This is a genomic window from Thermococcus sp. LS2 (assembly GCF_012027375.1).
Classification (GTDB): Archaea; Methanobacteriota_B; Thermococci; order Thermococcales; family Thermococcaceae; genus Thermococcus_B.
Window position 1 is genome coordinate 42,675 of record NZ_SNUI01000008.1, and the last position, 17,955, is coordinate 60,629.

The 17,955-nt window shown below is 41.2% G+C and carries 19 protein-coding genes, 1 tRNA gene and 2 pseudogenes; 14 read left to right on the forward strand and 8 right to left on the reverse strand.

The features are described 5' to 3' along the window. Positions 1-29: 29 nt before the first annotated feature. Complete coding sequence (locus tag E3E24_RS10080) at positions 30-779, forward strand: hypothetical protein (protein ID WP_167885889.1); 750 nt, start codon at positions 30-32, stop codon at positions 777-779. Between the two features lie 15 nt (positions 780-794). On the opposite strand, the pseudogene E3E24_RS10085 reads toward E3E24_RS10080, so the two are convergent. Next, positions 795-908: pseudogene (locus E3E24_RS10085) on the reverse strand (alanyl-tRNA editing protein); the annotation flags it as partial. 259 nt (positions 909-1,167) lie between these two features. Here E3E24_RS10085 and E3E24_RS10090 point away from each other — a divergent pair. Together E3E24_RS10090 and E3E24_RS10095 are read left to right on the forward strand one after the other, a co-directional pair. Then, positions 1,168-2,520, forward strand: coding sequence for a cyclic 2,3-diphosphoglycerate synthase (locus E3E24_RS10090; RefSeq protein WP_167915967.1), 1,353 nt, complete (start codon positions 1,168-1,170; stop codon positions 2,518-2,520). An 86-nt stretch (positions 2,521-2,606) separates the two neighbouring features. After that, positions 2,607-3,458, forward strand: coding sequence for a gamma-glutamyl-gamma-aminobutyrate hydrolase family protein (locus tag E3E24_RS10095; protein ID WP_167915968.1), 852 nt, complete (start codon positions 2,607-2,609; stop codon positions 3,456-3,458). Here the strand turns inward: E3E24_RS10095 and E3E24_RS10100 are convergent. Next, complete coding sequence (locus E3E24_RS10100; RefSeq protein WP_167915969.1) at positions 3,424-4,266, reverse strand: radical SAM protein; 843 nt, start codon at positions 4,264-4,266, stop codon at positions 3,424-3,426. The genes E3E24_RS10095 and E3E24_RS10100 overlap by 35 nt on opposite strands. Positions 4,267-4,326: 60 nt before the next feature. Between E3E24_RS10100 and E3E24_RS10105 the strand changes: the two genes are divergently transcribed. Both E3E24_RS10105 and E3E24_RS10110 read left to right on the forward strand, forming a co-directional pair. Beyond that, positions 4,327-4,722: an OsmC family protein gene (locus E3E24_RS10105; RefSeq protein WP_240912572.1), complete on the forward strand. Its 396-nt coding sequence runs from the start codon at positions 4,327-4,329 to the stop codon at positions 4,720-4,722. A gap of 63 nt (positions 4,723-4,785) precedes the next feature. Continuing rightward, on the forward strand, positions 4,786-5,070 hold the full coding sequence (locus E3E24_RS10110; protein ID WP_167885884.1) for a family 4A encapsulin nanocompartment shell protein: 285 nt from the start codon (positions 4,786-4,788) through the stop codon (positions 5,068-5,070). On the opposite strand, the gene E3E24_RS10115 is transcribed toward E3E24_RS10110, so the two are convergent. The 5 genes from E3E24_RS10115 to E3E24_RS10135 all read right to left on the reverse strand — a co-directional run bounded on the left by E3E24_RS10115 (position 5,060) and on the right by E3E24_RS10135 (position 8,456). Next, the gene (locus E3E24_RS10115) at positions 5,060-5,950 is read right to left on the reverse strand and encodes a triphosphoribosyl-dephospho-CoA synthase (RefSeq protein ID WP_167915971.1); all 891 of its coding nucleotides are present in this window, start codon (positions 5,948-5,950) and stop codon (positions 5,060-5,062) included. The two genes, E3E24_RS10110 and E3E24_RS10115, sit on opposite strands and share 11 nt — an antisense overlap. Positions 5,951-5,955: 5 nt before the next feature. Then, entirely contained in the window at positions 5,956-6,828 is an 873-nt protein-coding gene (locus tag E3E24_RS12700) for a hypothetical protein (RefSeq protein WP_206205340.1), read from the reverse strand. A gap of 4 nt (positions 6,829-6,832) precedes the next feature. Beyond that, the gene (locus E3E24_RS10125; protein WP_167915972.1) at positions 6,833-7,288 is read right to left on the reverse strand and encodes a PspC domain-containing protein; all 456 of its coding nucleotides are present in this window, start codon (positions 7,286-7,288) and stop codon (positions 6,833-6,835) included. A 120-nt stretch (positions 7,289-7,408) separates the two neighbouring features. Next, positions 7,409-7,909 carry a deglycase PfpI gene (gene pfpI / locus E3E24_RS10130; protein ID WP_167885881.1) on the reverse strand — a complete coding sequence of 167 codons (501 nt, stop codon included), beginning with the start codon at positions 7,907-7,909 and terminating at the stop codon, positions 7,409-7,411. Between the two features lie 94 nt (positions 7,910-8,003). Then, positions 8,004-8,456 carry an Lrp/AsnC family transcriptional regulator gene (locus E3E24_RS10135; protein WP_167915981.1) on the reverse strand — a complete coding sequence of 151 codons (453 nt, stop codon included), beginning with the start codon at positions 8,454-8,456 and terminating at the stop codon, positions 8,004-8,006. 144 nt (positions 8,457-8,600) lie between these two features. On the opposite strand from E3E24_RS10135, the gene E3E24_RS10140 reads away from it, so the two are divergent. The 8 genes from E3E24_RS10140 to E3E24_RS10175 all read left to right on the forward strand — a co-directional run bounded on the left by E3E24_RS10140 (position 8,601) and on the right by E3E24_RS10175 (position 16,496). Further along, a complete protein-coding gene (locus E3E24_RS10140; protein ID WP_167915973.1) occupies positions 8,601-9,764 on the forward strand; it encodes a GTP-binding protein in 1,164 nt (387 codons plus the stop codon). A gap of 544 nt (positions 9,765-10,308) precedes the next feature. Continuing rightward, the gene (locus E3E24_RS10145; RefSeq protein ID WP_167915974.1) at positions 10,309-11,523 is read left to right on the forward strand and encodes an FAD-dependent oxidoreductase; all 1,215 of its coding nucleotides are present in this window, start codon (positions 10,309-10,311) and stop codon (positions 11,521-11,523) included. Beyond that, positions 11,520-11,816, forward strand: a complete 297-nt coding sequence (locus E3E24_RS10150) for a (2Fe-2S)-binding protein (protein WP_167885878.1) — start codon at positions 11,520-11,522, stop codon at positions 11,814-11,816. The genes E3E24_RS10145 and E3E24_RS10150 overlap by 4 nt, the downstream gene beginning before the upstream one ends. Further along, on the forward strand, positions 11,806-12,945 hold the full coding sequence (locus E3E24_RS10155) for an FAD-binding oxidoreductase (protein WP_167915975.1): 1,140 nt from the start codon (positions 11,806-11,808) through the stop codon (positions 12,943-12,945). Before E3E24_RS10150 ends, E3E24_RS10155 begins: the two co-directional genes overlap by 11 nt. Before the next feature lie 159 nt (positions 12,946-13,104). Continuing rightward, the gene (locus tag E3E24_RS10160; RefSeq protein WP_167915976.1) at positions 13,105-14,541 is read left to right on the forward strand and encodes an FAD-dependent oxidoreductase; all 1,437 of its coding nucleotides are present in this window, start codon (positions 13,105-13,107) and stop codon (positions 14,539-14,541) included. Then, a complete protein-coding gene (locus E3E24_RS10165) occupies positions 14,538-15,044 on the forward strand; it encodes a 4Fe-4S binding protein (RefSeq protein ID WP_167915977.1) in 507 nt (168 codons plus the stop codon). The genes E3E24_RS10160 and E3E24_RS10165 overlap by 4 nt, the downstream gene beginning before the upstream one ends. Continuing rightward, the gene (locus tag E3E24_RS10170; protein ID WP_167885874.1) at positions 15,041-15,334 is read left to right on the forward strand and encodes a (2Fe-2S)-binding protein; all 294 of its coding nucleotides are present in this window, start codon (positions 15,041-15,043) and stop codon (positions 15,332-15,334) included. Before E3E24_RS10165 ends, E3E24_RS10170 begins: the two co-directional genes overlap by 4 nt. Beyond that, entirely contained in the window at positions 15,324-16,496 is a 1,173-nt protein-coding gene (locus tag E3E24_RS10175; RefSeq protein ID WP_167915982.1) for an FAD-binding oxidoreductase, read from the forward strand. The genes E3E24_RS10170 and E3E24_RS10175 overlap by 11 nt, the downstream gene beginning before the upstream one ends. A gap of 222 nt (positions 16,497-16,718) precedes the next feature. On the opposite strand, the gene E3E24_RS10180 is transcribed toward E3E24_RS10175, so the two are convergent. Continuing rightward, positions 16,719-16,806, reverse strand: a tRNA-Leu gene (locus tag E3E24_RS10180). A gap of 88 nt (positions 16,807-16,894) precedes the next feature. On the opposite strand from E3E24_RS10180, the pseudogene E3E24_RS10185 reads away from it, so the two are divergent. Beyond that, positions 16,895-17,949 (forward strand): annotated as a pseudogene (locus E3E24_RS10185) (galactokinase). Positions 17,950-17,955: the final 6 nt, after the last annotated feature.

A 17,955-nucleotide genomic window follows, 5' to 3' on the forward strand; every position in this document is an offset into this window, starting at 1 on the left:
AGAATATTGAGTACTAAGGAGGGGTAGCTATGAGGAAAATTGGCACTGTCTTGATTATAGCAATGCTGCTTGTTGTCTTCTCTGCGGGATGCACGGGGGAGCCGAATCCAAAGGCTGATCTTATGGAGCTTAACTCTGCGGATAGTTTGACTACTCAGTTCTCAATTAAGATGTTTGATCCCAACAGCGCCGGAGTTTATGATATGGTTGATATGTGGGTTAGCGTTGAGTCTAAAAACGGTAAGATCGTCAGGGAGGCGATAAACTTTACAGTCTCTCTAATAACGGAAACCCACGGTTACATATACTTTGAGAATGAAAGCACTTTTAGAGGATACTTTGCCATTGACAACCCAGAGAACGCGACCATGTATACTTCAGAAAAGGAGTTTTTAAAAGAGGTAGGCACATTCGTAATGCTAACTGTTCCGAAAGATCATCAGGGCTGGATAATTAACAACGACATCCTTAAAAAACTTACATTCAAGAAAACTGGAAATAATGAGTACACTGCAATGATGAATGTAACGAATAAGGATGATCTTTCCAAAATTATGGGTACTGAGATCACAGAGGAGGATATGAAGAAACTCGAAAGCTTTCAATATAAGGTTGAGGTTGTCTACAAGGATGGAAAGCTTGACACAATAAGGCATTATATCATCTTTAAGACTCCAGACATTGAAAAGCCTCTGATGTATATAATTACTTACAGTGGACTGAAAAAGGGTTTTATGAAGCCGGAATGGGTCGATAAAATGATAAGCTCTGGGAAGTGATGCATAAGTTAACAATCATAGAACATCAAAACTAATCTCCAGTAGCTCTTTGCTCTTTCTAAATCTTACCTTCTTGATTTTTATCTCTCTGACTTTTCCCGTCGTTTTCACGTGCTCTTTGTTGCATGCTAACAATATGAAAGGCTGTGTGGGTCCTATTTCAATCTCATCCATTGGAGGCACCAGAAATTAGGTGGGGTTTTTAAAATTATTAAGTTCGCTGGTAATTGTAAATCAAAGATAACCACTTGATTTTCGAAGCTTCTTCCAATTTAAAAATGCACATCCAAAGAATTTTTGCCAATTTCTTTCATTATTCAACGAAAATGGTTATAAATGCCAAAATTGATACCTTTTTGCCGATATGAAATATTTTGGGGTGATTGAAATGACTGAGAAAAAGAAGAAGAGAGTTATTATTCTGGGTGCTGCTGGAAGAGACTTCCACAACTTCAACGTCTTCTTTAGGAACAACCCTGATTATGAAGTCGTTGCATTTACAGCTACCCAGATTCCAGATATTGAGGGTAGAATTTACCCACCAGAATTAGCTGGTCCACTTTATCCAAATGGAATTCCAATCTGGAGCGAGGATGATTTAGAGAAAATAATCAAAGAGCACAACATTGATATTGCAGTCTTCGCTTACTCTGACGTATCACATGAGCACGTTATGCACTTAGCATCAAGAGTTCATGCTGCTGGGGCTGACTTCTGGCTCTTAGGACCTAAGAGCACAATGCTCAAGTCAAGCAAACCAGTTATAGCTGTTACAGCTGTTAGAACGGGCTGTGGAAAGAGCCAGACCTCAAGAAAAGTTGCCAAGATTCTCAAGGACTTAGGCTACAAGGTTGCTGTCATAAGACACCCAATGCCTTATGGTGACTTGAGGAAGCAAATTGTCCAGAGATTCGCAACCTATGAAGACCTCGACAAGTATGAATGTACAATAGAGGAGAGAGAGGAGTATGAGCCACACATTGATTATGGTCATGTAGTTTATGCTGGTGTTGACTATGAGAAGATTCTCAGAGAGGCAGAGAAAGAAGCCGATATAATCCTCTGGGATGGAGGAAACAACGACTTCCCATTCTACGAGCCAGACCTTTGGATTGTTGTAGCTGACCCGCACAGACCCGGACACGAGCTCAAGTACCACCCAGGTGAGACCAACTTCAGAGCTGCTGATGTCATAATCATCAACAAGATTGAGACAGCTTACCCCGAGAACGTGCAGAAGGTCAGAGAGAACATCGAGAAAGTCAATCCAAACGCTATTGTTATTGAAGCAGCGTCACCAATCTTCGTTGACAAGCCAGAATTAATCAAGGGCAAGCGCGTTTTAGTTGTTGAAGATGGTCCAACACTCACACACGGCGGCATGAAGTACGGTGCCGGTTATGTTGCTGCCAAGAAGTTCGGTGCTAAGGAAATCATTGACCCAAGACCATATGCAGTTGGTTCAATAGTTGAGACTTACAAGAAGTATCCACACTTAGATGTCATTCTCCCAGCAATGGGATACAGTCCAAAGCAGATAAAGGAGCTTGAAGAAACTATCAACAGAGCAGATGCTGATGTCGTCGTCATTGGAACACCAATTGACTTGAGAAGAATCCTAAACATCAACAAGCCAGCCGTCAGAGTCCGCTATGAGCTCGAGGAAATTGGGCAGCCAAAGCTCTACGACATCCTCAAAGACTTCGTCGAGAAGTGCGGGAAGCTCAAGAAGAAAGAGTGATCTCCTTAATCTTTTCCACTTTTCTTGTCATTTTATTCAGTTGAGTTTTTATACCTCCTTTGTAATTATTATCTGGTGGTGCAGTTATGAAACCTATAATAGGCATTGTTGCTCAGTTTGATTGGGAAACTGGTGCTCTGACAATAAATGACATGTACGTCAAAAGAATTAAAAAGGCTGGGGGAATTCCAGTTGCAATTCCTCCTCTTGTTGGAATAACAGACGTTCTTGAGGCTATAGACGGCCTAATTTTCCCAGAGGGTCCAGATATACACCCTAAATACTACGGAGGCGAGCTGACGACGAAAATAAGAAGTCTAGATGTGCAGAGAGATGAGTTTGAGTTAACATTAATAAAAGCTGCTCTTGAGAGAAATCTACCCCTTTTAGGTATTGGAAGAGGTGCTCAAGCGTTAAACGTTGCTCTTGGAGGCAGCCTATATCAAGATGTCGTTAGCGAAATTCCAAAGGCAATAAAGCATGACTGGACAAGCGGTGGCAAATTTTTAGTGCATCCCAGCTGCAAAGTCCATGAAGTCAGGATAAAAACTAACTCAATGCTGTTTGAGATTCTAAAGGAAAAATTAAACATTGAAGGAACAAATGAGGTATTTATCGGCGTTAACAGCTTCCATCATCAAGCCATCAGAAAGCTTGGCGAAGGCATTAAACCCGTTGCCTATGCTGACGATGGCATAATTGAAGGTATTGAGATTCCAGAAAAATTCGCTATCGGCGTCCAGTGGCTTGCGGAATATCTGGATGAAATGCAGCCCCTCTTTGATGCACTAGTTGAAAAAGCACTTGAATACAAGAAGAGCAAAATTAAAGAAGAAATAAGAGAGGAAATTAGGAGACAAGAGAGCGAGACAGGAAAAGCTGCGGAAAAGATAGTTGAGGAAATCATAGAGGAACTAAGTGAGAGCCATCGCACGTAGGATAAGAATAGTAGCCTTCTCTGCATGAGCCAAAGGAAATCCCTTTCTCTTCAATGATTCTTCTTGCCTCCTCCAAGATTTTCATTCTGAAGTCTTTGGGCAAGTAGGAATAGCCACCAATTTTTTCTCCTTTTCTATACAGTGGCTCAAGCTTCTTCATGAGTGCTGGAAACTTCGCTTTCATTCTTTTCCATGAATCTGCTCTGAGCTTCAGAGTTGAAACTGTTATATGGGAGACAAAGCTTAATGCATTGACAGTTTCCTCAAAGTCTTCCCATGTGTAAAAGGGTATTATCGGGTCTATCCTTGCATAAACTGGAATTCCACTATCTTTTGCTCTTTTTAGAGCTCTTATTCTGTCTTTAGGTGAGGGAGCATTTGGCTCTAATGCCTTAGCTTTTTCTTCATCTATTGTCGTCACTGTTATGCCAACAGCACATTTGAGTTCTCTTAGAATGTCCAAATCACGCTTAAAAATATCTGATTTTGTTAAGATCATGCACCTCACGTTGTATCTTTTGAAGAGCTGTAGAACTTTTCGTGTAATGCCAAATTGCCTCTCAATCGTTGGGTACGGATCAGAAGAGTAGGAGAGCGAGATTATAAACCTTTTATCAAATTTTCTGAGTTCCCTTTCTAGTGTAGGAAGAAGATTTTCTTTAATTCTAACCTTAAAAGCTTTGGGAATATAAGCGGTTATGTAGCAGTAGACACAGGCATGGTCGCAACCAGTATAAACGTTTAGCGTGTATTTGAAAGGACATGTGCAGAGCTTCGATTTCCAGGGGTCAAACGGCCTTATATACATGAAAGAAAGTTCGCAAAGCTATTTAAAAAGCATTTTCCCTACTATTTGATGGGTGGTCAAATGATAGCAGGAAAAGTTAAGTGGCTTGGAGATGAAAAATTTGAAGCAAGTGTTGAAGAGGGAGGAAAGATAATCTTTGGAGAAAAGGGCATCTCTCCTATGAGAACTCTGCTTTTAGCTGTTGCTGGATGCACTGCTATCGATGTTGTCATGATTCTCCAAAAGATGAGAGAGCCAATCGAGGGACTTGAAGTTGAGATAAGCGGGGAAAGGAGAGAAGAACATCCAAGGATTTACAAAAAGGTCCACATCCACTATAAAATCTATGGAAATGTAAGGCCAGAGAAGGCTAAGCGAGCAATAGAACTCAGTCAAAACAAATATTGCTCAGCCTCAGCCCATTTGAAGCTCAGTGGAACTGAGGTTACATACACATTTGAGGTCATCAATGAATGAAGTTTTACAAGCATGAAAAACTTTAAATGTTTGGACTTCATAGACTATTTCAAGGTGAGCTGAATGAGAGGAGAGCTGATTAGGGTTTTAAGTGCAGTTGAAGAAAAGGCCAACGAGCTCAAGATGGACGGTTTTGAGCCAGATATTGTTCTCTTTGGAAAAGAGGCTTATGAGTTCTTAAAGGCTCAAGTTGATGAGGAATTTGGTGGAGATGAAAAGGTCACAGAGATTTCAGGCTTAAAGGTAAAACTCCTTGAAGAGCTTGGCAAAGATGCTGTTGTTATAGACTCCAAAATGCTTGGAGTTGGACTGGGAGGAGCAAAGAGGATAAGGGTAATTAAAGATTAAGTTTGTAACCATCAAGAATCAGCAAACTCAAAGCAATTGCCATTATATCTGCCAAGCTCCCAGGATTCCTTAAATCTCCCTTTTCTCTTAGGAATTTATCCAGTTCGTTAATGCTGAGATTTCCATCCAATACTTCTTTTGCCGTCCTCATTACGAGTTCAGCCTCAGCCTTTCCAGCTTTTCTGATAATAAGGGTGTCGGGTGTTGATGCTAGGAGTTCGATAAACGCCTTTAAAACAGCTTCTTCGAGGTTAAATTCTTCAGTCAGTTCTTTGAGTCTTAGGAATGTTTTGTAACTAAGCTCATAACTATTTATCCATTCACAAAAGATTAGCTCCCTTTCACAGCTAATTTCTGCTAAACGCTTGAGGTTAATCCTATCTTTAAAAAGTTCATCAAAAACATTCTCATCGTAAACATCATATTTAACTCCACTCTTTATTCCTTTAGGATTAGCAATTCTTATGGCTTTATAGAACTCCATTGTGTCTCTAACTGTTGAGTGTTCAATTAATCTTTTTGCAACTTCTCCGGCATCATAGATATGTCTTGAAATAACTAGAGCAATTACGAGAGGAATCTCCAGTGCTATTATGCCAAAATTGGGATTTGCATCTTGCACAGCTTTTGCATTTTGGACAGCCCTCTTTATCAGTTCTCCTATATTAGCTTCACTTAACTGGTAATATCCTCTCCTAATCAATTTGCCTACTTCTGTTGCTTCATAGAGTATATCAACAACGGCCACATTTCCAAAGAGAAAATGATAAAGAGTCAAATCCTCAAAATCCCGAAACCTATTTACATTGCCGGGCTTCGGGATTGCAGCCTCGAGTAAAGGTCCAAGTGTGAAAGCTTTTATTATTTTCCACCTCTCCATTTCTATCAGCTCACCTTGACTCTTCCTATTACGCTGTCAACTATCAGCTTTAATGTTTTTATGCCGCTTTCATTGGAATTGATTTCAAGCTTTGTTGCGGAGTCTCTTATGACTGGAATCACTTTATATTCTGGAGGTACATCGATTGTTACATCTCCGATTCCGTCCTCTATTGTAATCTGGGAGCAGTCCTCAACTTCTATGTTGAAATCCCCAACGAAGTCGCTTAGATATAGCTCTTCACTTTTCAGTTTTGAGAGGTCGAATCTTCCAACGGTGTTTTTTATTGTGAGTTTGCTTAGACTGTCTTCGAGATTTATGTAATAGTCTCCCACAGTGTCGCTTATTTCAAGGCTCTTTAAGAGACCTTTTCCTACTTCCACAATCAGCTTGCCGTTTTTATATCTGCTACACATCTTAGTGCATTTAAGAATGAGGACATTCCCATCTACTTCTGCTTGAATGGGAAGATTTGAGACAACTTTTATTGAATCCCCTTCGGTGCTTACTATTTTAGTTCCAGCTACAATGTCCTGAATAATTAGCTCAGAGGCTTGGAATTCTCCGATGGTATGCATCTCCCCTTCAATTTTCTCTTCAAAAAACCAGTCTCCTATCGAGTACCAAGTAGTAGTGCCGACGTCAGGAGTTACTAGGTAAAGAGCAACATAGAGGACAAAAATTGTACCGATTGCAGTTCTCCAAGCTCTATTCTTTGAGAGCAAGTACAATCCAAAGCAAACAAGAGCAACGCCCCAAAATGATGCTTTTATGTAATGAGCATAGGGGGCCAAGTATGTTACTGTCTCGGGGTAAAATTTTTTAAGCAGTATTAAAGCCCCAAGGAACAAAAAGAAAAGTCCAAGCGTTCTTCCCATGTTTTCACCCCCTCACCAGCAGGTATATTCCAAATAAGAGCAACAGCACTGCCAAAAGAATGTCCCCTTGAAGATACCACATGAAGGGAGTGATCTTTCTTAAAATTAAAACTCCTCCAAGAATTATCAAAATCAACGCAAGAATCTTTTCATTGTCACCTTTAGCCGTTGATACTGGTTTTTTGGAGCTAAATGCTTGTGTTAAGGTTTCATCAATTTCTTTTGCTATCTTTTCGGCTTTTTCAGGGAGCTTATCAAGAGATATCTCTTCCCCAGGTTCTTCCGGCATTATGAGAGCTAGAACGAAGTAGAGCAGTATCGCTGTTACAGGAGCCAAAAAGAGTAGGACTATGTAGATTATCCTTACAACTGTAGGATCAACATCAAGGTACTTTGCTATTCCTCCTAAAACACCCAAAAATATTCTCTCATCCTTTGCACGATAAAGTCTCTTCTTCATTTCTACACCTCCATATACAAGTTCAGTGCTCACAACCTATATAAACAATGGTTATTCTTAATCACAAAATCTCACGAAGAACATATAAGAATTACTATTAAAAAAAGTTAGAGAAGAGGATCACTTTAGCAGCTTAACAAACTCCCTCATCCAGGCGTATAGGTCACCAGGGTGCCTTGAGCTTACCCAATTTCCATCGACGACAACTTCTTTGTCGATAAACTCTGCACCGGCGTTTATCAAATCGTCTTTAATTGTTATTACACATGTTCCCTTTCTGCCTTTTAGAACACCAGCTGAGATTAGAATTTGAGGCCCATGACATATTGTCGCCACTGGCTTTCCATCATTGAACATCTTTCTTGCTATTGCCACAGCTTTTTCATTAATCCTGACTCTCTCTGGTGCTTTTCCTCCTGGGAGAACAAGAGCGTCGAATTCGTCCGGGTCAACTTCATCAAAAGTTAAATCAACCTTAACTTTGTAGCCGTGCTTTCCAGTTATGTAATCCTTCTTGTTGCTTGCTACAAACACTTCATGACCTTCTTCCTTTATACGGTGAAGCGGGTAAATCAGCTCAATATCTTCAAAATCATCTGCACTCAAAAACAACACTTTCACTCTATACACCTCCATAATAACGTTCAGATAAAAATTAGAATTGAGCCCTTATAAGCATTTTCATTCAAGAATGGACAAAAATGAGTAATAAACTTTAGAGCGGTAATTCAGTTGTTTCCTTATGAACTTTGAGAACTACCATTGTGTGGGTTGCTTCAACTCCCTCAATTTCCCCAATCCTATCAAGGAATTCATTCAGCTCTTCGCTGCCTCTTGTTCTAATCTTAACTATCATGTCGTAATCTCCTGTAGTCTCATAAATCTCAACAATTTCGGGGTACTTAACGAGCTCCTTAGCAACGTGAGCATATTTTCCAGCTTTTGCTTTAATCAAAATAAATGACAACATTGTAAATCCGAGGGCTTCTGGGTCAAGGATAACGGTGAACTTTTTAATTACGCCGTTTTCTTTAAGCTTCTTTATCCTCTCATAAATAGTTGATTCGGCCAATCCGACAGCCTTAGAAATCTCCCTTAGAGGGGTCCGGCTGTTCTTTTGAAGTACTCCTAAAATTTTTTTGTCGGTTTCATCTAAAGTAGCTCTCACCATTGCTCACCCTTCTAAAATTTTTCGAGAAACTATATAAATTTGACGACATTTGAACGAAAAGTATTGGGAACCATATATTTATAAAACCACCCCCATTAACATCTAATGCGAGAGTGGAGCTTTTAGAGAGAGGTGATTTCTATGCCGACTAATGTTACAGCAGAGTACTTAGCAGCCGAGGAAGAATATAGGAACGCGAGGACAATTGCAGAGAAAATTAGGGCACTTGAAAAAATGTATGCAACTGTTCCAAAGCACAAAGGAACAGAAAAGCTCAGACTCCAAATAAAGCGAAGATTAGCAGAGCTTAGAAAAGAACTCGAAAAGCAGCGGAGCCTAAAGAAGGGAGGAGGGTATTCTTTTAGTGTCAAAAAGGAGGGTGCAGCCCAGATAGTCCTTGCTGGTCTTCCAAATGTGGGTAAATCCTCTCTTCTAAGGCAGCTTACTGGAGTAGATACTGATGTTGCCGATTATCCATTCACAACTGTTGAGCCTATTCCAGGAATGATGAAACACAAAGACGTTCAAATCCAGATAGTTGAGGTTCCGGGTTTAGTTGAAGGTGCAGCATTGGGGAAAGGAATGGGAACTCAGCTTTTAGCTGTGATTAGGAATGCTGATGCAATTGCCATTGTTATTGACCTCTCACAGGATCCTATCAAGCAGATGGAAATAATTTTGAAAGAGTTTGAAAGAGCTGGAATAAAACTCAACAAGAGAAGACCCAGAATCGAAATCAAGAAGATGCCCTATGGGGGAATTATAATTAACGGGCAGGAGAACATCAAGGGCGACATTGAGGAAGTTATGAGGATGCTCCGTGAGGAGAAAATCCATTCAGCTGAGATAACCGTTAAAGAGCCTGTAACCCTTGAAGAGTTTGCTGATGCTTTAGATGATAGCTTGGTTTGGAGGAGGGCTATCATTATCGCAAACAAGGGCGATGCTCCTGGAAGCAAAGAGAATTATGAAAAATTGGTCAAGGCCTATGGAGACCGCTTTAAGATAGTCCCGGTTTCAGCGACGAAGGGAATAAATATTGAGAAGCTTAAGGATGCGCTTTATGATCTAGCTGGAATAATTAGGATTTTCACTAAATCACCAGGAGAGGAGCCAGCTTATCCCCCAATTGCCCTTAAAAAAGGTGCGACCGTTTTGGATGTTGCAAAGAGAATTCACAAGGACTTTGCTAAGAACTTCAAATATGCGAGGGTGTGGGGCAAGAGCGTAAAGTTCCCAGGGCAGAGGGTCGGAGCAGACCATGTATTAGAGGATGGTGACATTGTTGAAATTCATGCCCGATGATAAAGATATTGGCTATGCAAAGACCGAGAGGCTCTTTGTTGTGTCCAGTTTTTAGGTATTCTTGGGTTTTTGGTGGGCTTTATGTGGCATCAAAACTCCTAAGTTATGCAAAATATGGACAGTTATAAGCACACTTGTTTTCTCTTTAATTCCCTCGACTTATTTCGATAAAAAGCATGGCTTGAAGTTGCTGAATACACTAAGTCAAAAGACCTTAGAGAGGCAGTAGGGCGGAGGTGGAATAACTTTCTCTTAGTGCTATTCTTAGTTGGATTTATCACGCTTTATTTTGCTCGTCATGAGTTCATTGACGCCTTAAAAGATCTGCCAACCCTGCGGTAATCTTTGCTATCGGCTGCGTATCATGATTGTCGGCAAAGAGCCAGATTGGAAATGTTGCTTAGTTTAAAGCTAAGAGTCTTGCTTGACTTCCTTTTCTTTTAACTTTTGGTTTAAAACTATAAGTTTTAATATCAAGGTTTATAAGTTTTAAAGAGTTTTACGATTATGAAACTATAAGACCAAAATCAAAGAAGGTGATATCATGCGTCCTTTGGACCTGTATGAGAAGGACTCTTCTAAAAAGGTTACAATATATTTTGAAGGAAAGTCCTTGGAGGCATACGAAGGAGAGCCGATTCACGTTGCACTGCTTGCAAATGGAATAAAATGGATTACATTAAGCGGACATGGGAGAAAGAGAGGAGCATTTACTTTTGGCCCTGTCCTTGTAACTATCAACGGTGTTAGAAACTATGATGGTAGAAAAACTAAAGTCTGGGATGGGATGAAAATTGAAATGCAGAGCTACATGGAGCCACTGCCAGAGCATTTAGGAGAGACTGGAAAAGTAGAAAGACATTATACGGATGTTGTGATTGTTGGCAGCGGTGCTGCGGGATTAGGAGCTGCTTTAGAAATGCAAGATGATTTGGATATCATGATTTTTGAGGAAAAAGGAAAGCTAGGTTGGGGTCTGTTAAAGAGGAGCACACCTCTCAGTAACGGCAAGAAGTCGAAAGAGTTCAGAAAGGAACTTGTTGAAAAGCTGAGGGCTAAAGCATTTACAAGAACACCTGTCCTTGGTGTCTTCCGTAATGGAGAGTATTTCATTGTGGTTGCAAATAGAGGGAATGATCTGATAGAAGTTACTACTAAGAGAATCGTCATCTCAACAGGTGGAATAGCAAAATTTGCGCTATTTGAGAACAACGAAATGCCTGGAGTCTTTAGAGAGGATTTTGTTCTTGAATTGCTAAACATCTGGGGCGTCAAGCCTGGGAACAAGATAACACTCTACGGCAGCAATTCTCAAAACATTGCAAAGGAATTGAAAAATCACGGTCTGAATTATACGCTCATTGAGGTCCCAATAGTAAGGGCAGAAGGCAAAAATGAAGTTGAGAGAGTTATAGATGCAGAAGGGAACGTCTATGAAACAGATGCTCTAATCATAGCGGAGGGATATAGGCCAGATATACATTTAGCACAGCAAGTTGGAGCTGAGATAACATATGTAGAAGAATTGGGTGGATACATTCCTCTGAGAAATAAGAGAAACGAGGTTGTTGACGGAGTTTACATAGCTGGAAACGCTTCTTGGATTAAAGGGGGTTATGAGAACTATCTTGAGGGCAGATTGATCGGAGCTTATATCCTTGAAGAATTTAGGTTCAAAAGCAATGCTAACCATATAAAGGCGGAATTTTTCAAGAAAATTGGAGATAAGGCGTCTCTTCTCGAGGAGGTGATTTTATGATCAAGCTCAACATTGATTTGGAGAAAGTCAATCCCGAGAAAGTCTTTATCTGTGGATGTGATGTTACGCTGAAAGACATCCTCGACTTAATTGATCAGGGGATTACAGACATCCAATTGATTAAAAGGTTAACCCATGTAGGCATGGGGTTCTGCCAAGGGAGATACTGCATTGACACAGTGGCTCAGATAATTGCATGGAGAACGGGGAAGAACTTGAAGGAGATAAAGCTGCCCGTTGCCAGAATGCCCGTCAGACCAGTGAAGATGAAGGTGATGGCAAATGAGGAGTGAGATTGTTATCATTGGCGGTGGAATCGTTGGAGTTACACTTGCTTATGAGCTTGCAAAGAGGGGAGAGGATGTTACAGTACTGGAAAAGAAGTATATCGGCTCAGGTTCAACTTTCAGGTGTGGAACTGGGATAAGACAGCAGTTTACTGATGAGGCCAACATTAGGGTTATGAGACGCTCAGTTGAGCTGTGGAAAAAATACAGTGAGGAGCTTAATTTTCCGTTTAAACAAACGGGATATCTGTTTCTTTTGTATGATGATGGAGAGGTGAAGGAATTCAAAAGGAACATCAAGCTTCAGAACAAGTTTGGTGTTCCCACGAGGCTGATAACTCCAGAAGAAGCTAAGGAAATTGTTCCTCTTTTGGATACAAGTGAAGTAATTGCAGCATCTTGGAACCCAACTGATGGAAAGGCTGACCCATTCTTTGCCACAACTGCGTTTGCAAAGGAAGCAGAGAAACTTGGTGCCAAAATCCTTGAGTACACTGAAGCCAAGGACATAATAGTTGAAAACGGTGAAATTAAGGGCGTAAAAACGAACAAAGGTGTTATAGAGACAGGGATTGTTATCAATGCAGCAAATGCATGGGCTAAGCTCATCAATGCAATGGCTAAAATCCCAATTAGAATCCCGATTGAGCCATACAAGCATCAAGGAGTTATCACACAGCCGCTCAAAGAGGGGCAAATTAATCCAATGGTTATATCCCTCAAATATAATGATACATATCTAACCCAAACAGATCATGGAGGGATAATTGGCGGTGTAGGTATTGAGTACGGCCCTACCTACGATTTGACGCCTACTTATGAGTTCATAAGGGAAGTCAGCAAGGCCTTTACAAAGATAATCCCCGCTCTCGGAGAACTTCTGATACTTAGAACGTGGGCGGGATTTTATGCTAAAACACCAGACAGCAACCCGGTGATTGGAAGAATAAAAGAGATAGACGAATTCTACATTGCTGCTGGCTTTAGCGGACACGGCTTCATGATGGCTCCGGCGGTTGCTGAGATGCTTGCAGATTTGATAACGAGAGGAAAGACAGATTTGCCGATTGAATGGTATGACCCGTATCGCTTTGAGAGGGGAGAGCTCAGAGAGACAGCTCTGCAGATGGGATGAGAATCTATTGAAAATTTTTCACTGATTAGCTGATTATTTTTGTATTTGTCCATTTTTCTCGCTTAAAATCCAAAATAGAAAACAACCAAAGGTGCAAAACTTTTTTATGAAAAAATCCTCATAAATAAGGTTTTATATATTTCATGCTGGTGAAACATAATGCGTCTCACTGAACATCCTATTCTGAATTTTCAAGAAAAGCGTAGCAAAAAAGTCACAATCTATTTTGAAGGGCAACCAATTGAAGCATATGAAGGAGAGACAATAGTCACGGCATTACACGCTGCAGGCATAAGGGTTCTTGGGTACACTCCTAACAAACACAAACCCCGCGGCTTGTTCTGTGCAATTGGAAAGTGTGCTTCGTGTTTAATGACAGTAAATGGAATTCCAAACGTAAGAACTTGTATAACCCTTGTTGAGGATGGTATGAGGATAGAGAGACAAAAAGGCAAACCAAAGTTGCCCAAGGATGTAAAGCCTCCAAAATGGAAGGATGCAAAAAAGGTTTCTGGGGATATTGTAATTATTGGCGGTGGTCCAGCAGGTCTAATGGCAGCAATAAATGCTGCCGATGCTGGAGCCAAAGTTATCCTTCTTGATGAAAACCCAATGCTCGGAGGTCAGTTGGTAAAGCAGACCCATAAGTTCTTCGGAAAAAGGGAACAGTTTGCGGGAGTTAGGGGAGTCAAGATAGCAGAAATTTTAGAGGAAGAGGTTAGAAAAAGAGAAAACATTGAGATTTTCCTTGAAACTTCAGCGATAATGCTTCTCCAAGAGGGAGATGAAAAGCTTGTAGTTGGGGTTAGGAAAAATAAAGAGCTGATTGAGTTTAGAGGAAAAGCCGTTATTGTGGCAACTGGAGCAATGGAAAAGATGATACCTTTTGAAGGTAATGACTTACCGGGCGTTTATGGGGCAGGAGCAATTCAAACGCTCATGAACACTTACGGGGTCAAACCGGGAGAGAGGGTTCTTATTGTTGGTGCTGGAAACGTTGGATTAATCTTAGCCTATCAGCTGATTCAAGCTGGCGTTGAAGTAAAAGCGATAGTTGAGGCTATGCCAAAGATTGGAGGCTATTTCGTCCACGCAGCAAAGGTTAGAAGATTAGGCATTCCAATCCTAACAAGACACACGATTCTTAGAGCTGAAGGAAAAGAAAAGGTTGAGAGAGCAGTTGTTGCCCAAATTGACGAGAGATGGAGACCAATTCCGGGAACCGAGAAGGTATTTGATATTGATGTAATTGCCTTAGCTGTTGGATTGAGACCAAGCATAGAGCTTCTTCATCAGGTTGGCTGTCAGATTAAATACGTCCCAGAACTTGGAGGGCACGTTGTGATTAGGGACAGCAGAATGGAAACGACAATTAGGGGAATCTTTGTTGCAGGAGATTCAGCGGGGATTGAGGAGGCAACAACGGCAATGCTTGAGGGCAAAATAGCTGGAATCGCTGCTGCTCTGGAAATTGGCATCGCCTCACCAGAATGGCTACGGGAAATAGAAAAAGCTCAGAAGGAGCTTGATGAGTTTAGAGCTGGACCATTTGGTAGGAAAGTTCTTGAGGGCATTAAGAAGGTGGTGATAGAATGAGTGAAATCCCGCACTACCTCAGAGAGGGATTCATAACAGTTGAAGAGCTCAAGCAGATTATAAAGCTTCCCAGCGAAGAAAGATTGAGAAAGAGACCCGTTGCGATTCCGGAATGTCCACAAGAAATTCCCTGTACGCCATGTAAGGAAATCTGTCCTACAAATGCTGTCCTCATGGAAAATCCGAATGCAATTCCAATTGTTGATTACGAGAAGTGTATCGGCTGTTCTCTCTGTGTGCAGATTTGTCCCGGCTTGGCGTTCTTCATGGTTCACTACGTTGGAGATAAAGCCAGAGTGACCATGCCTCATGAGCTTTTACCAGTCCCAAAGGTTGGAGAGGAAGTGGTTCTGCTCAATAGAGTTGGAGAAGAAGTGGGAAGAGGAAAAGTGATTACGGTAGTCCCAAGAGAGAAGAGCAAGGGGGATACACCAATAATAACCGTAGAGATGCCAATTGAGCTCGCTTGGGAAGTTAGGGCTGTCAAGGTGGTGAGAGGATGAGCGATAAGAAAAACATCATAATTTGTCGCTGTAATGAAGTTACCCAAGAAGAGATTGAGGCTTTAATTGACCAGGGAATCACCGACATTGAGATGATAAAGAGGCTTCTAAGAATTGGCATGGGGCCGTGTCAAGGGAGGACTTGTCTTCCGATGGTAGTTTCAATCCTCGCAAGGAAGACTGGTAAAAAACCAGAGGAGATCAAGCTTCCTGCAACGAGAATCCCTGTGAGACCTGTTCCAGCTGGAGTATTAGTAGGTGAGATGGAGAGTGATGAGAATGAAGAGTAAAGCCGAAGTTGTTATTATCGGCGGCGGAAGCACAGGGACTTCAATTGCCTATCACTTGGCAAAACTTGGCGTTGAGGACGTTGTTTTGCTTGAGAAGAACTATCTCGGCTCGGGCTCAACTTTCAGGTGTGCTTCTGGAATCAGGGCACAATTTACAGATGAAGCCAATATAAAGCTCCAAAAATACAACATTGAGAGATGGAAAAATTTGAGCGAGGAGCTTGAATATGATATCCACTTTAAACAAACTGGATATCTGTTTTTAGCGACTACTGAGGAAGAAGTCGAAGCTTTCAAGCAGAATATAAAGCTCCAAAACAAGTTTGGAGTTCCCACGAGGCTTATTGATATGGACGAAGCTAAGGAAATTGTCCCTCCCCTCAATACAGAGCCTTTCTTAGCGGGAGCATGGAATCCAGCAGATGGAAAAGCATGCCCATTTAGGGTAGTCTATGCATTTGCAAGGAAAGCTAGGGAAATGGGAGTTGAAATATATGAGCACACACCAGTGACTGGACTTATTGTTGAGAACGGGGAGATTAAGGGAGTGAAAACAGAGAAAGGTGTGATAAAGACTGGCATAGTCGTGAATGCTGCAAATGCTTGGGCGCCGATAATAAATGAAATGGCTGGATTGGAGAGAGATTTTATCCCAATAAGGCCGTATAAGCACCAAATAGTAAAAACTGAACCAATAGCTCCTGGCCAAATTGAGCCTTTAACATGCCCTCCAGCGTGGAACGACTCTTATGTTATACAAGATGGTGAAGATGGCGGTGTCATGTGCGGAACTGGGCTTGAAAAAGAGCCTTTAAGCCTAGATGATGTCCAGCCAACTTATGATTTCCTAAGAGAGGTCTTGAAATGGGCGACAAAAATTATTCCGGCTTTGAAGTATGTGCATGTCGTTAGGCAATGGGCTGGATTTTATGCAAAAACTCCAGACAGCAATCCCGCAATTGGGAGGATTCAGTATGTAGATGAGCTTTACATTGCTGCAGGCTTCTCTGGGCACGGCTTTATGATGGCTCCTGGAGTTGGTGAGGCAATTGCAGAGCTGATAGTGAAAGGAAAGAGCAAAGTTCCACTTGACTGGGAGTGGTATGACCCACACAGATTCGAGCGTGGAGAATTGAGAAGTACAGCATTCCAGATTGGCTGAGTTTTTGTTTTTCTTTTATATTTCAACAGAACTGAGGATTTGTGAACTAATGGTTTTTGCATTCACAAACTCTTTTTAAGTTTGAACAAATTCGAAGAGGTTAGGAAGCGAAGCTCTTCTAGTAAAGGGAATAAGGAACTAAGCTCTTGAAGAACTGGCAAAAGATGACATTTAAACTAGGATAAACGGGCTTTGATCAAACTTTCTCAGAAGAGTTTGTTGTGGTGCGGGGGCCGGGATTTGAACCCGGGAACCCCTGCGGGACGGGACCCTAAATCCCGCGCCTTTGACCAGGCTCGGCAACCCCCGCTCAGCATTAATGAAATATGCTGGATATTTAAAGGTTTCTGAGGCAAGCTTAAATACAACAATGTGCAAAATTATTTTGGGTCGGTTTAATGTATAGAGTCATTTCTCCGGGGAGAGTCAATTTAATTGGCGAGCATACGGATTACACTTTTGGTTACGTTATGCCGATGGATGTAAATCTTTACACAGTTATTGAAGGCGAAAAAAGCGAAGTTGTGGAGTTATATTCGGAGCATTTCAACGAGAGAAAGACTTTTGAGCTGGACAGCTTTCAAAAGGAAAATTCATGGGTTGATTACGTTAAAGGAATTTACAAGGTTCTCTTTGATGCAGGTTTCAGACCTAGAGGGATTAAAGGGAGGATAAGCGGCAATCTACCGATTGGGGCTGGATTAAGCTCTTCAGCAAGTTTTGAACTTGCAATAATGCAGTTTCTGAATGAAGCATATAACTTGGGGATTCCAAGAAAAGATATGGCACTCCTTGCACAAAAGGCAGAGAATGAGTTTGTTGGTGTTCCTTGTGGTATAATGGATCAATTTGTGATAGCTCTAGGAAAAGGGGGACATGCCATGTTCATTGATACTGAAACTCTTCACTATGAGTACATACCTCTTCCCAAGGATATGCAAGTTCTGGTCTTTTACACTGGGATTAAGAGAGAACTCGCTTCTTCTGCCTATGTTGATAGAAAGAGAATGGCGGAAAAAATTCTCAAACGCATAGGAAAGAAATCCTCAAAGGAAGTAATTGAGAGAGACTTAAGAGGATTACCGGGAATTTATAAGAAGCGCTTTGCTTACATTATAAGAGAAAATGAAAGAGTTCTAAAAGCAAAAGAAGCCCTCAAAAAGGGGATATAGAGAAATTTGGAAGAATTCTTACGGAGGCACATTGGGACATAGCTGAGAATTATGGTGTCAGCTGTGGAGAACTTGACTTTTTTGTGAGAAAAGTTGTCAAGCTTGGAGCCTATGGAGCAAGACTAACGGGAGCGGGCTTTGGGGGAACGGCAATAGCTATTGTAGATAAAGAAAAGGCTGAAGAGATTGCGGAGAAAATGTTGAGAGAATACACTAAGGTATTCAATTGGAAAGCCCGCTATTTTTTAGTTGAAGCTTCTGATGGGGTTAGAATGATTTAGGTGATT